The organism is Comamonas koreensis (assembly GCF_021026195.1).
GTDB lineage: Bacteria > Pseudomonadota > Gammaproteobacteria > Burkholderiales > Burkholderiaceae_C > Comamonas > Comamonas koreensis.
On sequence record NZ_JAJNCT010000030.1, the window covers coordinates 1 to 20,056 of the forward strand.

General features: G+C 65.7%; 18 protein-coding genes. 5 read left to right on the plus strand and 13 right to left on the minus strand.

Going from position 1 to position 20,056, the window contains the following annotated elements:
* The 3 genes from LPW39_RS20640 to dacB all read right to left on the minus strand — a co-directional run.
* On the minus strand, nucleotides 1-227 hold a 227-nt coding region (locus tag LPW39_RS20640; RefSeq protein ID WP_230779503.1), incomplete at its 3' end, for a hypothetical protein.
* Between the two features lie 377 nt (nucleotides 228-604).
* Entirely contained in the window at nucleotides 605-1,237 is a 633-nt protein-coding gene (locus LPW39_RS20645; protein ID WP_230779506.1) for an ankyrin repeat domain-containing protein, read from the minus strand.
* 113 nt (nucleotides 1,238-1,350) lie between these two features.
* A complete protein-coding gene (gene dacB / locus LPW39_RS20650; RefSeq protein ID WP_230780287.1) occupies nucleotides 1,351-2,736 on the minus strand; it encodes a D-alanyl-D-alanine carboxypeptidase/D-alanyl-D-alanine endopeptidase in 1,386 nt (461 codons plus the stop codon).
* 361 nt (nucleotides 2,737-3,097) lie between these two features.
* On the opposite strand from dacB, the gene tsaB reads away from it, so the two are divergent.
* The 4 genes from tsaB to corA all read left to right on the plus strand — a co-directional run bounded on the left by tsaB (nucleotide 3,098) and on the right by corA (nucleotide 6,411).
* Nucleotides 3,098-3,817: a tRNA (adenosine(37)-N6)-threonylcarbamoyltransferase complex dimerization subunit type 1 TsaB gene (gene tsaB, locus LPW39_RS20655; RefSeq protein ID WP_230779509.1), complete on the plus strand. Its 720-nt coding sequence runs from the start codon at nucleotides 3,098-3,100 to the stop codon at nucleotides 3,815-3,817.
* Nucleotides 3,814-4,290 carry a ribosomal protein S18-alanine N-acetyltransferase gene (rimI, locus tag LPW39_RS20660; RefSeq protein ID WP_230779512.1) on the plus strand — a complete coding sequence of 159 codons (477 nt, stop codon included), beginning with the start codon at nucleotides 3,814-3,816 and terminating at the stop codon, nucleotides 4,288-4,290. Before tsaB ends, rimI begins: the two co-directional genes overlap by 4 nt.
* Nucleotides 4,287-5,120, plus strand: coding sequence for a uracil-DNA glycosylase family protein (locus LPW39_RS20665; protein WP_230779515.1), 834 nt, complete (start codon nucleotides 4,287-4,289; stop codon nucleotides 5,118-5,120). Before rimI ends, LPW39_RS20665 begins: the two co-directional genes overlap by 4 nt.
* Nucleotides 5,121-5,424: 304 nt before the next feature.
* Nucleotides 5,425-6,411, plus strand: coding sequence for a magnesium/cobalt transporter CorA (corA, locus tag LPW39_RS20670; protein ID WP_230779518.1), 987 nt, complete (start codon nucleotides 5,425-5,427; stop codon nucleotides 6,409-6,411).
* Between the two features lie 16 nt (nucleotides 6,412-6,427).
* On the opposite strand, the gene LPW39_RS20675 is transcribed toward corA, so the two are convergent.
* From LPW39_RS20675 to LPW39_RS20715, 9 genes are all read right to left on the minus strand, one after another.
* On the minus strand, nucleotides 6,428-7,636 hold the full coding sequence (locus LPW39_RS20675; RefSeq protein WP_230779520.1) for an MFS transporter: 1,209 nt from the start codon (nucleotides 7,634-7,636) through the stop codon (nucleotides 6,428-6,430).
* Between the two features lie 76 nt (nucleotides 7,637-7,712).
* On the minus strand, nucleotides 7,713-8,471 hold the full coding sequence (locus LPW39_RS20680) for a 5'-methylthioadenosine/adenosylhomocysteine nucleosidase (protein ID WP_230779522.1): 759 nt from the start codon (nucleotides 8,469-8,471) through the stop codon (nucleotides 7,713-7,715).
* 102 nt (nucleotides 8,472-8,573) lie between these two features.
* Nucleotides 8,574-10,262 (minus strand): AMP-binding protein, encoded by a 1,689-nt coding sequence (locus LPW39_RS20685; protein WP_230779525.1) that lies wholly within the window; start codon nucleotides 10,260-10,262, stop codon nucleotides 8,574-8,576.
* Between the two features lie 187 nt (nucleotides 10,263-10,449).
* Nucleotides 10,450-11,328, minus strand: coding sequence for a hypothetical protein (locus LPW39_RS20690; RefSeq protein ID WP_230779528.1), 879 nt, complete (start codon nucleotides 11,326-11,328; stop codon nucleotides 10,450-10,452).
* A 151-nt stretch (nucleotides 11,329-11,479) separates the two neighbouring features.
* Entirely contained in the window at nucleotides 11,480-12,712 is a 1,233-nt protein-coding gene (locus tag LPW39_RS20695; protein WP_230779530.1) for a M48 family metallopeptidase, read from the minus strand.
* 103 nt (nucleotides 12,713-12,815) lie between these two features.
* The gene (gene gorA / locus LPW39_RS20700) at nucleotides 12,816-14,216 is read right to left on the minus strand and encodes a glutathione-disulfide reductase (RefSeq protein WP_230779533.1); all 1,401 of its coding nucleotides are present in this window, start codon (nucleotides 14,214-14,216) and stop codon (nucleotides 12,816-12,818) included.
* 434 nt (nucleotides 14,217-14,650) lie between these two features.
* Nucleotides 14,651-15,715 carry a class II fructose-bisphosphate aldolase gene (fba, locus tag LPW39_RS20705; protein ID WP_230779535.1) on the minus strand — a complete coding sequence of 355 codons (1,065 nt, stop codon included), beginning with the start codon at nucleotides 15,713-15,715 and terminating at the stop codon, nucleotides 14,651-14,653.
* Between the two features lie 112 nt (nucleotides 15,716-15,827).
* A complete protein-coding gene (locus tag LPW39_RS20710) occupies nucleotides 15,828-17,177 on the minus strand; it encodes a histidine kinase dimerization/phospho-acceptor domain-containing protein (protein WP_269075911.1) in 1,350 nt (449 codons plus the stop codon).
* A gap of 2 nt (nucleotides 17,178-17,179) precedes the next feature.
* Nucleotides 17,180-17,881, minus strand: coding sequence for a response regulator transcription factor (locus LPW39_RS20715; protein ID WP_230779542.1), 702 nt, complete (start codon nucleotides 17,879-17,881; stop codon nucleotides 17,180-17,182).
* Between the two features lie 99 nt (nucleotides 17,882-17,980).
* Here LPW39_RS20715 and LPW39_RS20720 point away from each other — a divergent pair, with 99 nt between their 5' ends.
* On the plus strand, nucleotides 17,981-18,694 hold the full coding sequence (locus LPW39_RS20720) for a phosphatase PAP2 family protein (protein WP_230779546.1): 714 nt from the start codon (nucleotides 17,981-17,983) through the stop codon (nucleotides 18,692-18,694).
* A 150-nt stretch (nucleotides 18,695-18,844) separates the two neighbouring features.
* Here the strand turns inward: LPW39_RS20720 and LPW39_RS20725 are convergent, their stop codons facing one another.
* Nucleotides 18,845-20,047: a DUF1513 domain-containing protein gene (locus LPW39_RS20725; protein WP_230779549.1), complete on the minus strand. Its 1,203-nt coding sequence runs from the start codon at nucleotides 20,045-20,047 to the stop codon at nucleotides 18,845-18,847.
* Nucleotides 20,048-20,056: the final 9 nt, after the last annotated feature.

The window sequence follows — 20,056 nt, forward strand, 5'->3', positions numbered from 1 at the left end:
TCGATGGAGACGTTCTCCAGCTTCTGGTCTGCCAGGCCATTGGTGATGACCATCTTGGCATCAAACGCCTGACGCTCCAGCGAGAGCTTTTGCTCAATAACAATTTTGACTTCTGCACACACGGCATCCGCAGCCTGCGCAAAGGCACTGCTGATCGAGTACAGCAGCCCCAAAACAAAGATGCCCACCACCGTCGCCCAGCTGGTAAACAGCGGGCGGCCCCTCATGTTTTTATGCATTCTCAGTGTCCCATCTGGCGGAGCTGGGCCCACTCGCAACTGAATGCCACGCCCATTTAAATGCATTCAAATAACCAATAACTACTTATTTTTAATTATTGATAGTTTTATTGCATTTAGTAGCGCATTTGAATAGACAACACTTACATGAAACTGACGGAGAGTTAGGCGGACACAACGGTCTCAGAAGACGCTGCTGCAGACCGCAAACAACTTGACCATTGAGGCAATTGAAGCCGTGGATGGTGAAGTGGACGCGGATCTAGGTGCAGTCGTAAGGCGTTTGCAGCCAATAGCTACAAAGACAGCATCATGAAATGCCCGGTTAGCGCCGAGACCAGGGCAAAGCGCTGCGCAGCGGCCAATCAGGCCAGCCGAGGTTGCCGCAACTGCTGCATGCGGTAGATCAGCGCCTGCGGCAGGCGCCGCGCCACGGCGATATCAACCGCGTCGCGGCCCTTGAAGTCGGCCACCGAGACGTCGGCGCCGGCGTCGAGCAGCAGTTCCAGGGTTTTGAGGCGGCCCAGGCGGGCGGCATAGAAGACGGGGGTTTCGCCATGCTCACGCAGGTTGAGCAAGGGCCGGGCTTGCAGCAGCGCGCGGCACATGGCTTCGTCATCGCGCCACACGGCGGCCCATAGGGAGTAGCTGGCATTGGCACCGTGCGAGAGCAGCAGTTCGACCAGTGGCAGGTTCTCGCCCCGGGCGACAGCAAACCACAGCGCGGTGGCGCGGAAGTCGCCATTGCACTCGCCCATCGGGGCTTCGGCCTCCAGCACGGCACCGGCGGCAAGCAAGGTGGCTGCGGTTTCCAGGCCATTGGTATCGGCGGATTGGGAGCTTTGCGGAGATACGCCACAGGCCACCTGCAGGGCGGTGCGGCCCTTGCTGTCCACTGCATGGGCCCACTGGGGCGCTTGCGCCAGCCATTGGGCCAACAAACCTGCATCCCAGCTCTTGGCTGCTGCAAACAGTGAGGTCTTTGACGGCAGGCTCATGCAGGGCTCCTTATGGCTGGTGACCACGCTCCAACGCGCAATGTACACCGATACAGCAGGGACCCAACCTTGGTGGCGGGCAGGTTTTTCCCGACCTGCCCGCTCCACCCGCGTTACTGGGCGGCCACCCAGTCGATCAGCGCATCCCAGGCGGGGCGCGCCTGTGGGGCATTGTCGCTGTTGGCCAGCGCCACGACCACCCAGCGGCGCCCGTCGCGGCCATTGACATAGCCGGCAATGGCCGAGGCATCGCGCAGGGTGCCGGTCTTCAGGTGGGCACCACCGGTGTGGGCGCTCTTGCTGTTTTTCATCGTGCCGTCCACGCCGACGATGGGCATCGAGGCCATCAGCTCGGGCATGACGTTGGAGTTCCAGGCGACCGAGAGCATCTTGGCCAGCGAGCCGGCGGTGATGCGCGCGTCGCGCGAGAGGCCTGCCCCGTTGTCGATGGTGGGCGCCACCATGCCGGGCACGCGCTCGCTCCACCACTGCGCCACCGCCTGGCGGCCGCCTTCAAAGGTGCCGACGCCGGCGCGTTCCTTGCCCAGGGTCAGGAACACCTGCTGGGTCATCACGTTGTTGCTGTACTTGTTGATGTCGCGCACCACCTCGCCCAGGGTGGGCGAGCTGAAGCTCATCAGCGGCTGCACGCCGTCGGGCGTGGTGCCCATGCGCACCTGGCCGGTGACCTTGCCGCCCAGCTCGCGCCACATGCCTTCAAACACGCGGGGCGCAAAGCGGTCGGGCGCGGCGGGTGCCACGGCCCAGCTGTTTTCGCCACAGGCGGCCGGGTAGCCGCCCAGGAACTGGATTTGCGTGGCATCGGCCAGCTGCGCCTTCAGCGCGCCGCGCCAGTCGCCACAGGCATTGCCCTTGGTCTTGAGCAGGGGCACGGTGCTGGGCAGGCGCAGATGGGCAACGGCCGGCTCGTAGGCGATGCGGGCCACGCCGGCCGCTGCATCGGGGATGAAGCGCATGGTCAGCGACTTGTAGTTCAGCAGCAGTGCATCGGGCACGGCGTTGTAGGGCCGGTAGGGCTCGTTGTCAAAGCGTGCGGGGTCGATGGGCGGCAGCGAGAAGGCCGAGCGGTCCAGCACCACATCGCCGACGATGACCTGGATGCCCTGGCCCAGCAGGCGGCGCTGCAGCAGCCAGAGGCGCTCCATCACCAGCTTGGGATCGCCCGAGCCCTGGACATAGAGATTGCCATTGAGGGCGCCCTGGGCGACCTGGCCGTCGGTGGCAATGCGGGTGTCCCAGGTGTAGGCGGGGCCCAGGATCTCGAGCGCCGCATAGGTGGTCACCAGCTTCATCACCGATGCCGGGTTGCGGCCCACATCGCTGTGCACATCGAGCAGCGGGCGCTGGGCGCCGCTGACATCCATCACCACCACCGACACCGCATCGGGTGCCACCTTGCCGCGCTGCAGGGCGGCTTCGACCTCGGCCGGGAGGCGGTCGGCAGGCCAGGCGCTGGCGGCTGCGGCAGGGGCCTGCATAGCTGCGCTGGCCGGTACCGTGGCTGCCTGGGGCGCTACCGCCACGGGCTGGGCCAGCCGGATCGGCTTGGGCGTCGGGTCGGCAGCCGGGGCGGCCGGGGTCTGGGCGCAGGCCACCTGGCTGAGCGCAATCGCGAGCGGGAGCAGCCAGCGGCCGCTGCCGCCGGACCGGCCTGGGTTCAGCCCTGCCAGGGACGGAGAAAGGGGCGCCATCGAAGAAATCTGTTGCATGGGCAGCAGTCTAGCGGCTATGCCCAAGCCCGGCATGCAGCCTTGGCTTTGCCCCGATAATGGCAGGTTGCCGCCCCTGTACGGGGGCTGAAACCGGGCGCTGGCACAGCGCCCGCGCGCGCCCTACCCCATGAACCTGCTTGCCCTCGAATCCAGTACCGACACCCTCTTTATTGCCACCGCGCGGGATGACCAGCGCTGGCTGCACAGCGGTGCCGGCGGCCAGCACACCTCCAGCCAGTTGCTGCCGGCCGTGCGTGGCCTGATGGCCGATGCGGGCCTGAGCTTTGACGCGCTGGATGCGATTGTGTTTGGCCGGGGCCCGGGCTCGTTCACCGGCCTGCGCACCGCCTGCGCCATTGCCCAGGGTCTGGCCTTTGTGGCCAAGGGCGGCCAGGGCGTGCCGGTGCTGCCGGTCGATACCTTGATGGCTGTGGCCGAAGAAGCCCGCCTGCAGCATGGCTGCACCCAGGTGCTGGCCTGTCTGGATGCGCGCATGGACGAGGTCTACAACGCGGTCTACCAGTATGTGGATGGCCACTGGCAGACCTTGGGCGATCTGCAGGTCTGCCCGCCGCAGGATGTGCAGGTGCCCCAGGGCTTTGTGGTGGCCGGCAATGCCCAGCCCATCTATGGCGATCGCCTGGCGCCCGATGCCACCCATCTGCAGGCCATGCCCACCGCCCAGGCCTTGCTGAGCCTGGCGCCCTACCTGCTGGCCCAGGGCCAGGCGGTGGCGGCGCAGGATGCGCTGCCGCTCTACATCCGCGACAAGGTGGCCAAGACCACGGCCGAACGCGAGGCAGAAAAACAAGCCCAGGCCGCCAGCAACCCAGGCAGTGCGCCATGAGCCTGTCTGCCACGCCCCAGCTGCGCTGGTCCGCGCTGCGCATCGATGACCTGGACGCACTGCTCGCGGTCGAGAACCAGTGCTACAGCCACCCCTGGACGCGCGGCAACTTCATCGACTCCATGGCCATGGGCTATGCAATGCAGCTGCTCTGGGTCGACGAGGCGCTGATCGGCTACTTTGTCGCCATGCAGGGCGTCGATGAGCTGCATCTGCTCAACATCACCGTCAACCCGCAGCACCAGCGCCAGGGCTGGGCCAAGGTGCTGCTGGAGCAGCTGCGCAGCTGGGCCGTCAGCGTGCGGGCCCAGGCGATCTGGCTGGAGGTGCGCATCAGCAATCTGCGCGCCCAGCAGATCTACCTGCAGTTTGGATTTGAATCGGTAGGGCTGCGAAAGCGCTACTATCCGGTATCCCATGTCGAACGCGAGGACGCCATGGTCATGCGTTATCTGCTGCCTACCACCCCATGAGCCTGAACCTGGACGCCCGCCAACGCGCCATGCTGCAAGAGATGGGCCACCCGCTGTGGTGGCCCGAATCGCCCGCGCCTGCCGCCCAGGCGGCGCCTGAGACATCTACGGCTCCTGCGCCTGTGGCTGCACCACCATCGCGCGCAGAGGCGGTACCTGCCCCAGCTGTTGTGCCCACGGCACCAGTTGCACCGGTGACGCCGGCAGTTGCCCTCCAGGAGGCGGCCGCGCCTGCTGCCGCTGCAGAGCCCACGCCAACCGCTGCGCCAGCGCGCGCCCCCACGGCAGCCGCCCGACCAACCTCCCCGCAGGCACTGCCGGCCGATTTTCCGCGTGTGCGATTTGCGCTGCGTGCGCCGGTCCTGCTTGATCTGCAAGGCAAGCAGCAGCCACCGGTGCCCAGCACCCAGCCCGCCTGGCTGGTGGTGGCCGAGCTGCCCGAAGGCGCGCCCCAGCAGGGTGAAGCCTGCCAGCTGCTGCTGCAGATGCTCCGGGCCATGCGCCTGACGGACGCCCCCGTTTATTGGGTGCCGCTGGCGCGCATCCCCGCCAACCAGGAAGGCGATGATGGCCTGCCGAGCTACAGCATCGAAGCCTTGGTGCAGGAATGCCAGCCCGCGATGGCCCTGCTGCTGGGCCTGCCGGCGGTGCGCCATCTGATGCCGGGCGACCAGCCCTTTTCCAGCCTGCGCCAGCAGCTGCACCAGATCGGCGGCAGCCAGCTGCCCGCCGTGGTCAGCTACGACCCCAGCCACCTGCTGCGCACCCCCCAGGCCAAGGCAGCGACCTGGGCCGATCTGTGCTTCGCGCTGGCCCAGGCCGGGCGTTAATTTTTCTTCACAAACCTGCCAATCTGCTGTCAATAGGCCGCGATTTACCCGCCCATTGGCGAATGTAGGCACCCACTGACAGCGACTGGCGTGGGGTGTTGACAACGCTGCGCCCGGACAAAGCGCATCGTCATGCGCAGCTGATGCGGGAATGCCATAATGGCGCCCATTCACAAACCGGAGTCTCTCCTTGGATCCCTACCCTAGTTGGTAGCTTCCACCCTGGCAAGCACATGGCTGCACAAGGGTCGGAAGCGTCCCCCGCCCCCCTTTTGCAGACCAATAACAACAAGGAAGTGAGCCTATGCTCAACATCTTTACGCTTGCCAATGGCCGTCTGGTGCAGGAAGAAATCGAATCCCTGCAGGACCTGGCCCGTTTTCAGCCTATCTGGGTGGACCTTGAATCCCCCACCCTCGAAGAAAAGCGCTGGATCAAGCAGCACTACGGCCTGTCCATTCCTGAAGACGCGATGGACCAGGACATCGAGGAATCAGCCCGTTTCTACGAAGAAGACAATGGCGACCTGCACATCCGCAGCGACTTCCTGATCGATGACGAAGACGATCCGCGCAGCGTGCGCGTGGCCTTCATCATGAACCTGCACAATGCCGCGCTCAAAAGCTATGGCGTGCTGTTCTCCATCCACGATGAAGATGTGCCGGTGTTCCGCCTGCTGCGCCTGCGCGCCCGCCGCGCGCCCGGCCTGATCGAGGACAGCAAGGATGTACTGCTCAAGCTGTTCGATGCCGATGCAGAGTACTCGGCCGATACCCTGGAAGGCATTTACGACGACCTGGAAAAAGTCAGCACCCAGGTGCTGGCCGGCAATGTGACTGACACCCACGCGAGCGAAGTGCTCTCGGCCATTGCGCGCCAGGAAGACTTGAATGGCCGCATTCGCCGCAATGTGATGGACACCCGCCGCGCCGTGAGCTTCGTCATGCGCAGCAAGATGCTCAACTCCGACCAGTTCGAGGACGCGCGTCAGATCCTGCGCGACATCGAATCGCTGGACAACCACACGGCCTTCCTGTTCGACAAGATCAACTTCCTGATGGATGCGACCGTCGGTTTCATCAACATCAACCAGAACAAGATCATCAAGATCTTCTCGGTGGCCAGCGTCGCGCTGCTGCCGCCCACCTTGATCGCCAGCGTCTACGGCATGAACTTCAAGTACATGCCAGAAATCGACTGGCAGTATGGCTATGCCTATGGCATTGCATTGATGGTGGGCAGCGCGTTGATACCCATGATGTACTTCCGCAAGCGCGGCTGGCTCAAGTAACTCTCCCCCGCGCGCGCTACACCTGTTTGGGCCGCAGGCACCACAGCGCCGTTGCGGCCATCGAGGCGGCGAGCATCAGCACCCAGAGGGCGCCCAGCTGCCACTGCTCCAGTGCCAGGCCAAACAGAAAAGGGGCGCTGGCCTGGGTCATGCGGGCCGGAACCATCAGCAGCCCCTGGCGCTGGCCATAGCCTTGCGCGCCAAACATGGCCAGCGGCAAGGTGCCGATGACGACCGTCATGATGCCGTTGCCCAGGCCAAAGGCCAGCGCATAAGCCCAGCTGCCCGAGGCCCCGAACACCCCCAGCACCAGGGCCGCCAGCGGATAGGCCATGACGGCAATGCGCGCCGACCACAGCGGATGGGCGCGGCGCAGAAAGGCATAGTCGGCAATGCGGCTCGCCACCTGGGCGGGCCCCACCAGCGCCGCCGCTGCCACGGCCGCCGTGGCCGTGGCACCGCTGACCATCAGCAGGCGCGGCAGATGCGACATCATCGAGGTGCCGATGAACCAGATCGCCGCAAAGGTCAGCGCCAGCAAGACCAGGCTGAGCCACTGGCCCCGCAAGGCAGCGGCAGGCGCGGCGGGTGCCGCCGGCAAGCCCGTTGGTGGCACCACCGCATCGGCGCTGGCACGCGCGGGCGCGCGGGGCAGGCTCGCATGCAACGGCAGCAATACCAGCAACTGCACGCCCGCCCAGACCAGGCAGGCTTCGCGCCAGCCCCAGCTGTGCAGCAGCCAGGTGGTCAGCGGCCAGCTCAGGGTGCTGGCAAAGCCGCCAAACAAGGTGATGCCGACAATGCTGCCCCGTGCTGCCTTGCCGTAGAGGCGCACCGAGGTCGCAAAGGCCGCCTCGTACAGCCCGGCGCCCATCGCCAGGCCCAGCAGCAGCCAGACCGCAAACAGCTGGCCCTGGCTCTGCACCTGCGACAGCAGCACCAGGCCCAGCGCAAACCAGAGGTTGGTGGCCATCAGCAGCGGGCGCCCGCCCCAGCGGTCAATCAGCCGCCCGGCCACTGGCCCGGTGAGCGCCATCATCAGCAAGGCCAGCGAGAACGCGGCAAAGATGCGCGATGGCGGTATGCCCAGGCTCTCACCCATCGCACCGGCCAGGATCGCGGGCAGGTAGAAAGCCGAACCCCAGGACAGCATCTGCCCCAGGCCGAGCTTGCAGGTGGTCAGCACCTGGCCGGGCGCAAAGGATGGAGCGGAAAAAAGGGGCATGGTCAGATCAAGGCAGCGCGCCATTGTGACCAGGCTTGCCGCGCTGCACAGTCACCCGCGCTACCGGGCGGGCCATTCAGCGGGCCGGCAAGCTCCGCAGCAGGCTGCCGATGATGTGCTGCGCATAGCGGCTGGAGATCGTATGGATGAAGCGAGGAAAGTCCAGGTGCGCGCTGTCATCGGCACGGTCGGAGATGCTGCGCATGGCTGCAAACGGCAGGCCATGGTCGGCGCAGACCTGGGCGACGGCGGCGCCCTCCATCTCGACGGCCAGTGCATCCATACCCACCGCCTGCAAGCCGCTGCGCAGGGCCTGCACTTCGGCGGCACTGCTGACAAAACGGTCGCCGCTGACCACCAGGCCCCGGTGCATCTGCGGCGCGGGCAGGCCCAGCTCGGCCGTCCAGGCGGCTGCGCCGCCGGCCAGGCATTGCTGCACCGCCACGGACAGCTGGGCGCTCAGCGCGGCATCGCAGTCAAAGCGTGCGCGGCCATAGCCCGGCACCTCGTAGCGCGGGAAGATCGGCGAGGCATCCATGTCGTGCTGCGCATAGCTGCTGGCCACCACCACATCGCCCACCTGCACGCCCTCGCCCAGGCCTCCGGCCACACCGGTAAACACGATGCCGCGTGCGCCAAAGCGCTCGATCAGCGTGGCCGCCGTGCTGGCTGCCGCCACCTTGCCGATGCCCGACAGCGCCAGCACCACCGTATGGCCATGCAGCTGGCCGCAGGTATAGCGGCGGCCGGCATGGTCGCTGCTGTGGGCATCCACCAGCAGCGCGGCAATGCCGGCCTGTTCCTCGGGAAGGGCACTGAGAATGGCAAGGGTCACGTCGGCATCCAGAAAACAGCAAAGCGGAGATTGTCGCTGCAATCTCCGCTTTGTCGGGTGGGTTGGCGGTGAGGACGCTATAGCTCAGCGCCGCCGCCCTGCTCAGGCCTTGGTGGTTTCGTCGCGCAGCTCGCGCCGCAGGATCTTGCCGACCGGGGTCTTGGGCAGGTTGTCGCGGAACTCGATGTACTTGGGCCGTTTGTAGCCGGTCAGGTGCTCGGCGCAATGGGCGCGCAATTGCGCTTCGGTCACATCGGCCGATTTGCGCACGACCACCAGCTTGATGGCCTCGCCGGTCTTCTCGTCGGGCACGCCGACCACCGCGCATTCGGCCACGCCGGGGAAGGAGGCGGCCACGTCTTCCACCTCATTGGGGTAGACGTTGAAGCCGCTCACCAGCACCATGTCCTTCTTGCGGTCGACGATGCGGAACATGCCATCGGGCTCCATGATGCCGATGTCGCCCGAGCGGAAGAAGCCATCCTCGGTCATGGTCTTGGCGGTTTCGTCGGGGCGCTGCCAGTAGCCGGCCATCACCTGCGGGCCGCGTATGCAGACCTCGCCACGCTCGCCCTGCGCCACCGGCTCGCCGGCATCGTCGAGGATGGCCATGTCGGTGCCCGGCATCGGGTAGCCGATGGAGCCCGAGGCCTTCTGGCCGGTGCCGACAAAGTTGCAGCTGGCCACCGGGCTGGTTTCCGAGAGGCCATAGCCTTCGACGATGGGCTGGCCGGCGCGCTGCAGCCAGCGCTCGGCCACGGACGATTGCACCGCCGCGCCACCGCCCACCACCACGCGCAAGTTCTTCCAGTTCACCTTGTCGAAATCGGGGTGGCTCATCAGGCCGTTGAACAAGGTGTTGACCGCTGGCAAGGTGTGGAACTCGTACTTGCCCAACTCGCCCAGCACCGCCTTCATGTCGCGCGGGTTGGGGATCAGCAGCACATGGTGGCCCAGGCGCATGGACAGCAGAAAACAGACCGTGAACGCGAAGATGTGGTAGAGCGGCAGCGCGCAGACGCACAGCGGCTGCTCGCCTTGCGGGATGGTCTTGAGCGCCGGCCCGTACCAGGCCTGCACCTGCAGCACATTGGCGCCCAGGTTGCGGTGCAGCAGCACTGCGCCCTTGGCCACGCCGGTGGTGCCGCCGGTGTACTGCAGCGCCGCCATGTCGTCGGGGCCCACATCGACCGGCGAGAAGGTATGGCGCTCTCCCTGGCTGATCGCATCGGGGTAGCGGATGCTGCGCTCCAACGTAAAAGGCGCCACCAGCTTCTTGCTGTGGCGCACCACATAGTTGACGATGCTGCCCTTGATCAGGCCCAGGCAATCGCCCATGCTGCAGACGATGATCTGGTCGAGCTGGCGGTGGGCCGGGCAATTCTGCACGGTGGCGCCAAAGTTCTCCAGCACGATCATCACCTTGGCGCCGCTGTCCTTGAGCTGGTGGTCCAGCTCCGAGGCGGTGTAGAGCGGGTTCACATTGACCACGACCAGCCCGGCGCGCAGCACGGCGGCGACGGCCACTGCATACTGCGGCACATTGGGCATCATCAGTGCCACGCGGTCGCCCTTTGCGAGCGGCAGGGTCTGCAGGTAGGCGGCCAGCGCCACGCTGTAGTCATCGAGCTGGCGGTAGCTGAAGCGCGCGCCCATGAAGTGCAGTGCCGTGCGGTCGGCGTACTGGATGAAGGCCTGGTTGAGCAGCTGCACCAAGGTTGGAATGCGCTCAGGGTCAATGTCCTCGGGAATCTCTGATGGGTAAGCGGCCAGCCATGGGCGTTCGGTCATGCACAAGTCTCCTGTCGGTCATACAGCCAGTCCCGGCGCCCTGTGCGCACAGCCTGCTGTTGAGCCATGTTGTTCGATCTCGCACTATTGTGCAAATTCTCGGCCCATTCCAAGTCTGGATATACCCGTAAAAAGCTAAAAAAAAGCCATGACGGTGGTCATGGCTGCTGCTGGGCAGAGGATGCGATCAGCGCTTGGCAGGAGCGGCTGCGGCCGCTGCTGGTGCTGCCCCGGCAGGTGCGACCACCGACGCTGCTTTGTCCTCAGTGGCTTGCGGATTGGGCTTTTCCTTGCCAAACAGCACATCGGAGTCATCCTGCTTGGTCTCGTAGTAGGGCTGCTGGTCGATCTCGTACGGGAAAGGCGGCACGGTCAGCACGCCGTTGAAGTAACCGGTGCTCTCACGCATGGAGCGGGCCAGGTCCTGGGCCCAGCGGTCCAGCGAGCGGCCGGCGGCCAGAAAGTCCACACTGCTGCGGATCGGCGGGCGCACCAGGCGCTGGTCCACCAGCACCTGCGCTTCGACATAGCCGCCATTGCTGGTGGTGAACTGGTAGGACACATAAGCCACCGGACGCGCAAAGTAGACACCGGCAGCCTCCAGGCGCGAGGCCATGGCCGCATCGTTCTGCGCCAGCCAATCGCTGCTGTTGGCGGTGCGCTTGATGCGCAGGCAGTCCACGCGGCCAATGTTCAGGCCCTGGGTGCGCTCGACCAGCACGCCCTTTTGCTTGGGGCAGTCCTGGGTCCAGACGGTGTTGCGGTTGTTCAGGTCATCGACGCTGGAGCGCAGCGACATCACGCCGACCAGTTCGCCCAGCTTGGTGCGCATCTGCCAGAGCCTGGCCTGCAGCGGCTTGTCCTTGGCCAGGTCTTCGGGCAGCACATCCAGCACCTCGCTGTCGGTGCCCCAGTAGGTCCAGCGCAGGTCGCTGTTCTGGTCCATGGACACCAAAGTGCGGCCTACCGGCTCCACATGCGACGGCAGCGGCGCGCAGGCGCTCAGCACCACGGCTGCGGCGGCGCACCCCAGCCAGGACAGAGAACGGGCAGCGGAAAAAGACATAAGCGGATCCTGAAAACAGTAGCGGCGGCCAACAGACAGCGCGGCCTGTGCCACACCGCCAAGCCCTGCATCATAGCAAGGCCGTTGCGGATTCTGTCCGAGGCCGCCGGGCTGAATCAGGAGACTTTGGCAGTGAATGTATCTAAATGCTTCACTTGCTCTGGCAGCTGGCTGGCAGATACTGTTGCGCCGCGCCATCAGCGCTGCAATGCCAGACCACCTTGCCGCCCTCGCCCTGCATGGGCTGCATCTCCAGCTGGCCATGGATGGTGAGCGCAGTCAGCGACATGTCGTCGCTGTCATACATCAGCCTGCCTTCCTGCTCGGGCGACACACCGGCGTCGGCCAGCGAGTCAGGCACTTCCTCATAGGTCTGGTAGTAGCGCGACAGCGCCTGGCGCACCGGCTCGGCCTGGGTCCATTCCTTCTCGAAGGCCTCCTTGCCCTTTTGCGACTGCATGCCTTGCATCAGCATCTGGCTGAAGGCGCCGCCACCGGCTCCGCCCTTGAGCGCCGGGATGGCCACTGCGGCTGCGATACCGATGATCGCGATCACCATCAGCAGGCCCACCGCGCCACCACCGGCCCGGCCGCCATAGGGCACAAACAGCGCAAACAGATAGGAGAAGGGGTTGCGGCCCGGCATCTTGATGCCCGGGCTGATCATGCGCGCCACGCGCTTGGTCAGCCAGGGGTAGCCGCCCAACAGCTCATGCAGATCGGGGAAGAAGCCCCGGTTGGCCATGGTCTGGCGCGCATACTGCACCAGGTTGATGGTCTTCCACTTCTGCCCGCCCGCAGCCAGCACCGACAGCGCGCGGCCGGCCGATTCCGAGCCTTCGCAGCAGGCGCGGCCATGCAGGTCGCAGGTGTATTCCTGGGCCCGGGCGTAGGCCGCGCCCATCAGCGGCAGCCACAGCACCGGCATGCGCCAGAAGTGGCCGGTCAAGTGGCCTTGCTTGATGTGGCCCAGCTCATGGCCGAAGTAGAAGTTGATGCCGTCGGGCATGGCACGCATCGCGTCGACCGTGTCGCTCAGCACGATGACGAAGTTGCGGCCCAGAAAGCGGGTGGCAAAGGCATTCATCATCCCATCGCCTTGCAGCAGATAGGCCTCGGGCGGGTTGACCAGTTCCAGCTTTTTGCAGCATTGCAGGTACTGCAGATAGAGCTCGGGGAACTGCTCGTCGGACAGGCGCACGGCCGTGCCACGCAGCCAGGCAATCAATGCCGACTGCGCAAAGAGATAAAAAATGAAACCGATGAGCAGGTAGATCAGCACCGTGCCCAGGGACAGCAACAAGATCAGCAACCATGCCAACAGACCCAGAACCAGGGTGATGGCGCCCAGCGTCCGCTCGCGCGGATACACCCACTCCTTCATATGTATCTCCTCTGTAAAGAGCGCGTATCATGCCCGAGACACGCGGCCTTTATAGAGAGAATTTATAAGATGTTGCAAAGCAGCAACTACCGCGATCTGAAGCTTACTTGCGGCTTACTTCGCGCAAGGTGACCAGCTCTTCGGCCATCGTCGGATGGATGCCAATCGTCTGGTCAAACAGCGCCTTGGTGGCGCCGGCCTTGAGGGCCACCGCAAAGCCCTGGGTGATCTCGGCCGCATCGGCGCCCACCACATGCAGGCCCAGCACCTTGTCGCTGGCGTCGTCGACGACCAGCTTGACCAGGCAGCGCTCGCTGCGGCCCGACAGGGTGTGGCGCAAGGGCTTGAAATCGCTGCGGTAGATGCGCACCGCCCCATGGCGTTCGCGGGCCTGGGCCTCGGTCAGGCCCACGGTACCGATCTGCGGATGGGTGAATACTGCCGTCGGGATGTTGTCGTAGTCCATCACCCGCGCGGCCTTGCCCGCCTCGGGCCCCCAAATATGGTCCACCCAGGCCATGGCCTCGGCCAGCGCCACCGGGGTCAGCTCCATGCGCCCCACCACATCGCCCAGCGCATGCACGCTCGGCTGGGCGGTGGCCAGCTGCGCATCGACGACGATGGCGCCGCTCTTGTCCAGCGCAATGCCCAGTGCCTCCAGCCCCAGGCCGGCCACATTGGCCTTGCGGCCGGTGGCATACAGCACCTGGTCGGCCTTCAGCTCCGTGCCATCGGCCAGGGTCAGTGTGCGCTCGCCGCTGGCGGCATCGCAGGCGATAGCCTTCACTTCGGTCTTCAGGCGCAGGTCCACGCCGCTCTTGCGGATTTCCTCGGCGACAAAGCTGCGCACCTCGTCGTCAAAGCCACGCAGAATCTGGTCGCCCCGGTGCAGCAGGCTCACCTGCACGCCCAGGCCGTGGAAGATGCTGGCCATCTCGCAGCCGATATAGCCGCCGCCCACCACCACCAGGCGGCGCGGCAGCTGCGCCAGGTCAAACATGTCGTCGGAGACGATCACATGTTCGCTGCCCGGCAGATCGGGGTGCACCGGCGTGCCGCCGGTGGCGATCAGGATATGGGCTGCGGTCAGGGTGCGCGCATCGGCGCCATCGGCAGAAACGACCACGGTGTGGGCATCGGTCAGACGGCCATGGCCGGCAATGCGCTCCACCTTGGCATTGCGCATCAGGCCTTCGTAGATGCCGTTGAGGCGGGAGATTTCCTGCGCGCGCGCTGCCTTCAGCGCCTGCCAGTCCAGCGCAATCGCCTCGGGCATTTGCCAGCCATAGCCGCGCGCCTCTGCAAAGGCCTCGGCATAGCCGGCGGCGTAGCTGTAGAGCTTTTTGGGGATGCAGCCCACATTGACGCAGGTACCGCCCATGGCCTTGGACTCCACCACCGCTACCTTGGCGCCCCGCGCTGCCGCCATGCGTGCGGCCCGCACGCCTCCCGATCCGCCACCAATCACCACCAGATCCAGGTCCCAGGAATGGCTTGTCTGCATGCTGTGCGCTCCTTTGTTTGCGATGCATGGCATTTTGCAAAAACACCGGCCGCAGTGCGCGTGTGCGGTTATCGCTGCATCGCGTAGGCGCAAAGCAAAAGCCTGCAATGCGCAAGCTTTGCAGGCTTTGGAGGCCAGCGCAAAGAACCTGTTCAAAGTCTCCTCGCGCCGCGACAGTGTCTTTGCGGGATGGGATGCTAGGCGCAGTGCGCAGCCAATAGCCAGCTATTGGCAAGCGCTGCAACGACGCAGACCGCCCGCCAAGCCACTGTCCCTACGGGTTGGAGTGAAATCGGGCGATTTCTTCGCGCTGGCCCTTGCTTGCACCCCGGTGCAAGCTGCGGACCAGCCCTTCGAACTCATCCCGATTGCACTCCAACGCGGCTGCGTAGAGACTTTGAACAGGTTCTAAGGCACTGGCAAGGCAGGCAGATTTACTTGACCAACTGGGCCAGGTCGCCAGCGCTGTACTTCTTGGCCATCTGTTCCAGGCTGTAGCCCTTGATCTTGCCGCCCTGGCCTTCGCAGCCGAACTCGATGTAGCGGGCCTTGCAGACTTGATTGGCGGCTTCACGGGCGGGCTTGAGCCATTCGCGGGCGTCGAACTTGTCGGGGTTCTCGGCCAGGAACTTGCGCACCGCGCCGGTCATTGCCAGGCGGATGTCGGTGTCGATGTTGATCTTGCGCACGCCGTACTTGATGGCTTCCTGGATCTCTTCGACGGGCACGCCGTAGGTTTCCTTCATCTTGCCGCCGTACTGGTTGATGATGGCCAGCAGCTCTTGGGGCACCGACGAGGAACCATGCATCACCAGATGGGTGTTGGGGATGCGGGCATGGATTTCCTTGACGCGCGAGATCGCCAGGATGTCGCCCGTGGGCTTGCGGCTGAACTTGTAGGCGCCATGGCTGGTGCCGATGGCGATGGCCAGCGCGTCCAGTTGCGTCGCCTTGACGAACACGGCTGCTTCTTCGGGGTCGGTCAGCATCTGGCTGTGGTCCAGCTTGCCTTCGGCGCCAATGCCGTCTTCTTCGCCGGCTTCACCGGTTTCCAGGTTGCCCAGGCAGCCCAGCTCGCCTTCGACGGTGGCACCGATCTGGTGGGCCATCGCGACGACCTTCTGGGTCACATCGACGTTGTAGTCGAAGGACGAAGGGGTCTTGCCGTCGCTCATCAGCGAGCCGTCCATCATCACCGAGCCAAAGCCCAGGTTCAGTGCGCCCTGGCAGATCTCGGGGGTGGTGCCGTGGTCCTGGTGCATCACCAGTGGGATGTGGGGGTACATCTCGGCAGCGGCCTGGATCAGGTGCTTGATGAAAGGCTCACCGGCATACTTGCGGGCACCAGCGCTGGCCTGCAGGATCACGGGCGCGCCCACTTCGTCCGCCGCCGCCATCACCGCCTGGACTTGTTCCAGGTTGTTGACGTTAAAGGCAGGGATGCCGTAGCCATTTTCGGCGGCATGGTCGAGCATTTCGCGCATCGAGATCAAAGGCATGGTGGTCGGGTCCGTTCTAATGCAAAGAAAGAGTGCTGCAGCGGTTGCTGCAACACCCTGGATTCATATTTGCGGCATGGTAACCGCTTGGTAACTGCCTATTTTAGCAAGCTCAGGCCATCTGGGCGAGAGGCATACTGAGGCGGTAGCAAGTGGTATAGGGCGCCAGCGCCTCCGGCTGCCCGAAAGCGCCCCCGTGCAAGGCCATGATGCGCTGCACAATCTGGTGGCCCAGCTGCAGGCTGTCCACCGGCTCCGGCGCCGCCTTCTCTTTCAGGCGGCCGCCATCGTCGCAGACCTGCAGCCAGCACTGCCCGCCGTCGATACCGCCCTGCACCTCGATCTGCGTGCCCTCGGGGGTATGACGCAGTGCGTTCTCGACCAGGTTGCGCAAGGCCACCTCCAGCAGCACGGCATGGCCTTTGACCCACAGTTGCTCGGGCATCTCCACCGCCACACTGCTGCCCCGGCGCCAGGCCGCCTGCGCGTACTCAGCCACCATACTGCGGGCCAGCTGCGCCAGGTCCACCGGCGCGGCCTGCTCGGTCAAGGCCACGCGGTTGCTGCGGGCCAGGGCCAGAATCTGGTTGAGCACATGGCCGGCACGCAGCGCATCGGCATGCAGGCGCTGCACCGCCTGGGCCTGCTGGGCGGGGTCCAGCCCGCCTTGCAAAGACTGCGCATGCAGGCTGATGGAGGCCAGCGGTGTGCGCAGCTCATGCGCCACCTGGTTGGCCAAGGTCCGCTCGCGCTCCATGGCCTCGTCATTGCGGTCCAGCAAGCTGTTGAAGGCCAGGGTCACCGCCCGGAACTCCTGCCAGTTGTGGCCGGTGGACAGGCGCTGGCCCTGCTCGGGTTCGAGCTGCTCCACATCGCTAGAGAGCTGGGTCAGCGGCTTGAGGCCGGCGCGGATCGTCAGCCCCAGCACCAGGGTGACGACCGGCAGCAGCCACAGCCCCGGCAGAATCATCTGCCCGGCAATGTCATCGGCCAGGTCATCGCGCTCCTGCAGGTTGACCAGTACCGCCACCTTGCGCGTGTGTTCGGTGTTCCACTGGGTGAAGGTGCGCCAGACCTCGTGCTTGGGGCCCAGCTGCGCATCAAAGAAACCGCTGCGTCCATCGGCAAAATGCAGGCGCGGCGCACTGCCGACGTTGAGTACCAGGTCACCGTCGGCGGTCCAGACCTGCAGGCTCATCGACTGCTGGTAGTCATGCGCATGCAGCCCCGGCAGCGGCACCCGCTCGGTCGGCAGGCCCGCCGGGATTTGCGCGCTGTAGGGAATGTTGAGCACCAGCGCGGCGACGCCGGCCAGGTGCCCGTCGGTCAGCTCATCGGCCTCTTCAATACCGGTTTGGTAGGCCCAGTAGACAAAGCTGGCCCAGACAACCACCAGCGCCCCCAGAATCCAGACCAGCAGCCGGGTGCGCAGCTGCGGCAGGCGCGGGGGCTTGGCCGCCAGGTTCACGATGCCTGGTCCTGGGGCATGAAGTAGCCCACGCCACGCATCGTCAGGATGTAGTCGGCGCCGAGCTTTTTGCGCAGGTGGTGGATATGCACCTCCACCGCATTGCTCTCGACCGAGGCATCAAAGCTGTAGAGCTTTTCTTCAAGCTGCTGGCGCGACAGCACCCTGCCATGGGCCTGCAGCAGGATCAGCAAGATCGTGTAGGCCCGGGGCGAGAGCTCAACGCCCTCGTCCCGCAGCCGCACCTGGTGCAAGGCCGGGTCCAGCACCAGGTCGCGGTAGTGGATCAGCGGATTGGCGCGGCCCGCCGCGCGGCGCACCAGCGCGCGCAACCGGGCCTGCAGCTCTTCGGCATCGAAGGGCTTGGAGAGGTAGTCGTCCGCGCCCAGGTCCAGGTTTTCAACGCGGTCGTGCACGCCGTCGCGGGCCGTCAGCACGATGACCGGCGTCGCCGGATCGGGCAGGCTTTTGCGCAGGCCCGTGGGCGGCAGCGCATTGCGCAGCTGCTGCAAGAGGCGCGAGCCGTCGCCATCGGGCAGGCCCAGGTCCAGCAGCACCACGTCAAAGCCCTCGGCCGTCAGCGCGCGCCAGGCCTCGGCCAGTGTCGGGCACCAGTCCACCGCATGGCCGCGCTGCTGCAGATTGGCCTTCAGGCCCTCTGCAATGCCGGCATCGTCTTCCACCATGAGTATGCGCATGGCTGGCATTGTGCATGACTTGGGCCTGCGCGCCTATGGCCTGCGCCCTGCACCTGGGACATTAAGAAGCCCTTAAGCCGGCAGCCCCAGCATCGCCGGATGCCCTCCTGCCCCCCCGCCTCGTTCACCGATACACGCACCCCTTGGTACAACCCCCGCTGGCTGCTGGCCACCGTGCTCAGCTTTTTGCTGATCGCGCTCTGGGATGCCTTCGGCCAGGACCTGGCGTTGGCCCACCTCTGGGGCACAGCCCAGGGCTTTGCGCTGCGCGACGACCATTTTCTGGTCGCCTATATGCACCAGGGCATGCGCAACCTGGGCTGGGTGGTGGTACTGGCGCTGAGCCTGGGCGTCTGGTTGCCCTTTGGTCTGTTGCGCAAGCTGCCCACCGCCCGCCGGGTGCAGCTGCTGGTCAGCATTCTGGCCTCTCTCGCAGTGGTGGCAATCCTCAAGCGCAGCAGCGCCACCAGCTGCCCCTGGGACCTGTCAATCTTTGGCGGCGTGGCCGAGTATGTATCGCATTGGCGCTGGGGCCTGCATGACGGCGGCGCTGGCCACTGCTTTCCCGCCGGCCATGCGGCGGCGGGCTTTTCCTTTGTCGGCGGCTATTTTGCGCTGGCCCGCGACACACCACGCGCCGCGCGCTGGTGGCTGGCGGTCGCCTTGGCCGTGGGCCTGCTGCTAGGCCTGGGCCAGCAGATGCGCGGCGCCCACTACATGAGCCACACCTTGTGGACCGCCTGGCTGTGCTGGACGGCTGGCCTGGCCATCGACATGGGCATGGCACGCCGCCGTAGCCAAGCTGCGGATTAAGAGCCGCTAACACGACCCTTGATACGTCGTTGCCAAGCCTTGTCGTACGCCTGTACTGCCTGCGGCTTGACGCCTAGTCGGGGGCGCCTAGTCTCAACCGCAAACCTTCGGTTTGCTGGGTCGTGTTACCGGCTCTAACAACCGGAAGGCTTAAACGACCAGGCGCCAGTGGTTGTCAAACATCAGCCCGGTCACGGTGTCCAGCGCAGGCACCGCCTGGTCGCTGCTGCGGCTGGTCCGCTCGGCCACCCCGTGGCCGCCGCCAGCCCATAGCCGCGCGCCATCGAGGGCCACCGGGCAGACATCGCCCTGGGGGCTGCTGCCCAGGTAGCGCGCCTGGGCGTCAAACCAGGCCATGCAGTCGGACTTGGGGCAACTGACCACAAAACCGCCTTGGGCCAGCGGCGCGCATTCCACGCTGCCGCCGTAGCCGGCCAGCGGTGGCTGGTCCTGCGCCAGCAGCAGCCGCTGGCCATCCCAGACGGCGAAGATGGGCGCGCTGTGGCGCCGCGCATCGTCATGCTCGGCCTGCAGCGCAATGCCCAGGCGCTGGCGCGCGCCATCCCAGGCCAGGTGCCGGATCGACAGGCGCGGGTCGGGCAGTTTCCACTGGCCCAGCAGGCGCCCATCGGCCGGGTGCAGTGCGACCAGGGACGGGTCCATGCTGTCCAGCCATTTCTTGCTGCGCCCGGTCTCGCTTTGGGTGGGAATGCCGCCATTGGCGACGACCAGGGTGCCGGCCGGCAGACTGCCCAGCGCGGCCGGCAGCACCAGCAATTCATGCGGATCCATGCCATGGCTGCGCCATTCGGCCAGCTTCTGCAGGCTGGCGGCATCGCGCAGCCCGATGCAGCCCTGGCTGTCTTCCAGATCGGTTTCGGTGGTGAAGAGAATGCCGCTGCGGCCTGCGCCAGATTGAGCCCGTGCAGTGGCGGGCGCCGCCAGCGCCACATGGCCGTTGAAGCAGCGGTCCTCCTGCATCCAGGCCCATTGCAGCGCGTCCGTCTCGGGCTGCCAGCGCAGCAGCCAATCGCCGGGCCGGCGGGCGGCAAACACCAGTTGGCCGCCCGGCAGGGTTTGCACGCCATGGCCGCGCGTGGGCAACGGGGTGCGCGCTGCCATGCGCCAGGCATGGCCGCCGCCGGCCTGGGGCAGTACTTCAAGCACACCGGCCCAGTCCTGCGCCATCGCACTGGGTCCATCGCGCCAGACGGCTGCGAGCCGGCTTATACCCGCCGTACTGCCCGCATCGTTGGCAAAGGACAGCTCGGCCAGGCCCAGCGCGCCCATCGCCGACGCGCCCAGCCCGCGCAGCAGCGCGCGCCGGGGCAGGGATGTGGATAACACCGTCACCGTTTGTCC